This window comes from Hydrogenophaga sp. (genome assembly GCF_041633695.1).
Lineage (GTDB): Bacteria > Pseudomonadota > Gammaproteobacteria > Burkholderiales > Burkholderiaceae_C > Hydrogenophaga.
This window is the reverse complement of the sequence record NZ_JBFJMY010000519.1, coordinates 1-2,643: the sequence shown is the minus strand read 5'-3', so window position 1 is coordinate 2,643 and position 2,643 is coordinate 1. Positions and strand designations below refer to the sequence as shown.

Below are 2,643 nucleotides of genomic sequence, written 5' to 3'. Positions count from 1 at the left end.
ATTCGCCAGGCCCACTACGCGGCGGGCGACCAGGTGAACCAGGCCCAGGGCAAGTTGTACGAAGCCAGCGCCGACGTGGGCAAGCTCGAGGCCGAAATCCGTTTTGTGGTGGAAGGCCGTACCCGGGTCGAGCAGCGTCTGGGGCAGCTCAAAGAGCAAATGGCCTCCTGGACCCAGCGCAGCCAGGACGCAGCGGTGGAGCTGGAAGAGATCGCCGCCAAGCTCATGGAGGCGGAAGAGAAGTCGGTGGTGCTGGCGGCGCAGGGCGAAGACCAGGCCGATGTGTTGCCCAACATGGAAGACCAGTTGCGTCAGGCCCAGGCACAGGCCAACGAGCAGCGCGCCAGCGTGACGCAGGTGCAGCAGCAAATCCAGGTGCTGGCCGCCGATCAGCGCAGCATCGAAGAACAAAGCCGCCAGCTCCAGTCGCGCCACGAGCGCCTGAGCGCCGATCGCAACGCCCTGGCCGCGCCCGATCAGGCGCGGGTGGAAAACGCCCAGATCCAACTCGGCGTGGCCCAGGAAGCGGCCGAAATGGCCGAGGCCCGGTTGCACGAGTTGCAAGACAGCGTGCCCCAGCTCGACGACGAGCGGCGCGCGGCGCAACAGGCGGTGAACCAGGAGTCGGGCCGGCAGGCCGATCTGACGGCGCGCATGGAGGCGCTCAAGGCGCTGCAGGAAAAGGTCAAGACCGACGGCAAACTCAAACCCTGGCTGGCCAAACACGGGCTGGAAGGTATGCAAGGTCTGTGGAGCCGTATCCACATCGAAACCGGCTGGGAGAACGCGCTGGAAGCCGCCTTGCGCGAACGTCTGGGTGCCTTGGAAGTGTCGCGGCTGGACATGGTGCGGGCTTTCGGCAACGATGCGCCGCCGGCCAAGCTGGCGTTCTACAGCCCGACCCAGGTGCCGGGCGCGCCCGAGCGCAGCATGGGCCTGAAGCCGCTCGCCGACTGGTTGCGCCTGAACGACGCCGGCCTGAGCGCCTTGATGGCCGACTGGTTGCGTGGCTGTTTCACCGCCCCCCAGCTCGAAGACGCCCTGGCGCAGCGCGACAAGCTACAGCCGGGGGAAACCATTTTTGTGCCCAGCGGCCATGCGGTGAGCCACCACAGCGTGAGCTTTTACGCGCCCGACAGCGAGCAGGCCGGCCTGCTGGCGCGGGCGCAGGAAATCGAGAACCTGGAAAAAAGCGCCAAGGCCCAGGTTTTGATCGCCGAACAGGCGCGCGCCGCCCTGGTGCGGGCCGAGGCCGCCTACAGCGACGCCTCGCAGCGCCTGGTGGCGACCCGGCGCGAGAGCGGTGAAAGCCGCAGCCGCGCACACGAATTGCAAGTGGAGGCCTTGCGCCTCACCCAACTGGCCGAACAAACCCGCGCCCGCAGCGACCAGATCGCGGGCGACCTGGCCGAGGTGGAAGCCCAGCTCGAGGCCCTGCAGGAACGTCGTGTCACGGCCGAGGGATGTTTTGAAGAGCTGGACATGCAGCTGGCCGACTGCCAGGAACGCCACGCCCAGCTGGACGACAAGGTGATCGAGGCCGAGCGCCGCCTCAACCAGACCCGTGAGCAGCAGCGCACGCTGGAGCGCTCGGCGCAAGAAGCCACGTACGCCCTGCGCAGCCTGCAGGCACGCCAGGGCGAACTGCAGCGTTCGCTGGAAACCGCTGCCACCCAAGAAAAAGCCTTGCACGAGGAAAACACGCGCGCCCAGGAAGAGCTCACCCGCCTGTCCGACGCGGCGGCGCAGGCCGGTCTGCAAAGCGCGCTGGCGATCAAGCTGGAGCGCGAGCAGACCCTGGGCGCGCAACGCAGCCAGTACGACGACCTGACCCTGAAACTGCGCGCCAGCGACGAGCGCCGCTTGCAGCTCGAGCGGGAGCTGGAGCCGCTGCGCAGCCGCATCACCGACTTCCAGCTCAAGGAACAGGCGGCGCGCCTGGGCGTGGAGCAGTACAGCCAGCAACTGGCCGAAGCCGAGGCCGATCTGGCCGCCGTAGAGCAATCGGTGCAAGAAGGCCATGTGCGCCTGACCGGTTTGCAAGGCGAGATCGACCGCTTCCACCGCGAGATCCAAAGCCTGGGCGCGGTCAACCTGGCCGCCCTGGACGAACTCACCAGCGCCCGCGAGCGCAAAACCTTCCTGGACGCGCAGACCGCCGACCTGACCGAGGCCATGACCACGCTGGAAGACGCGATCAAGAAGATCGATAGCGAAACCCGCGAACTGCTGGGCAGCACCTTTGAGACCGTCAACGGCCATTTCGGGCGCATGTTCCCCGAGTTGTTCGGCGGTGGCAACGCCAAGTTGGTGATGACGGGCGAAGAAATTCTGGACGCGGGCGTGCAGGTGCTGGCGCAGCCGCCTGGCAAGAAAAACCAGACCATCCACCTGCTCTCGGGCGGCGAAAAAGCGCTCACCGCCATTGCGCTGGTGTTCGCGATTTTCCAGTTGAACCCCGCGCCCTTCTGTTTGCTCGACGAGGTGGATGCGCCGCTGGACGACGCCAACACCGAGCGCTACGCCAAACTGGTGACCAGCATGAGCCAGCAGGGCACCCAGTTCCTGTTCATCAGCCATAACAAGATCGCCATCGAAATGGCCAAACAATTGATCGGGGTGACCATGCAGGAGCAGGGCGTT

Annotated in this window: 1 protein-coding gene; it reads left to right on the top strand. The window is 66.3% G+C overall.

All coding sequences use genetic code 11. The features are described from left to right. The coding region (gene smc, locus ABYB95_RS21050; RefSeq protein WP_372661501.1) for a chromosome segregation protein SMC at nucleotides 1–2,643 on the top strand (2,643 nt) is incomplete at both ends.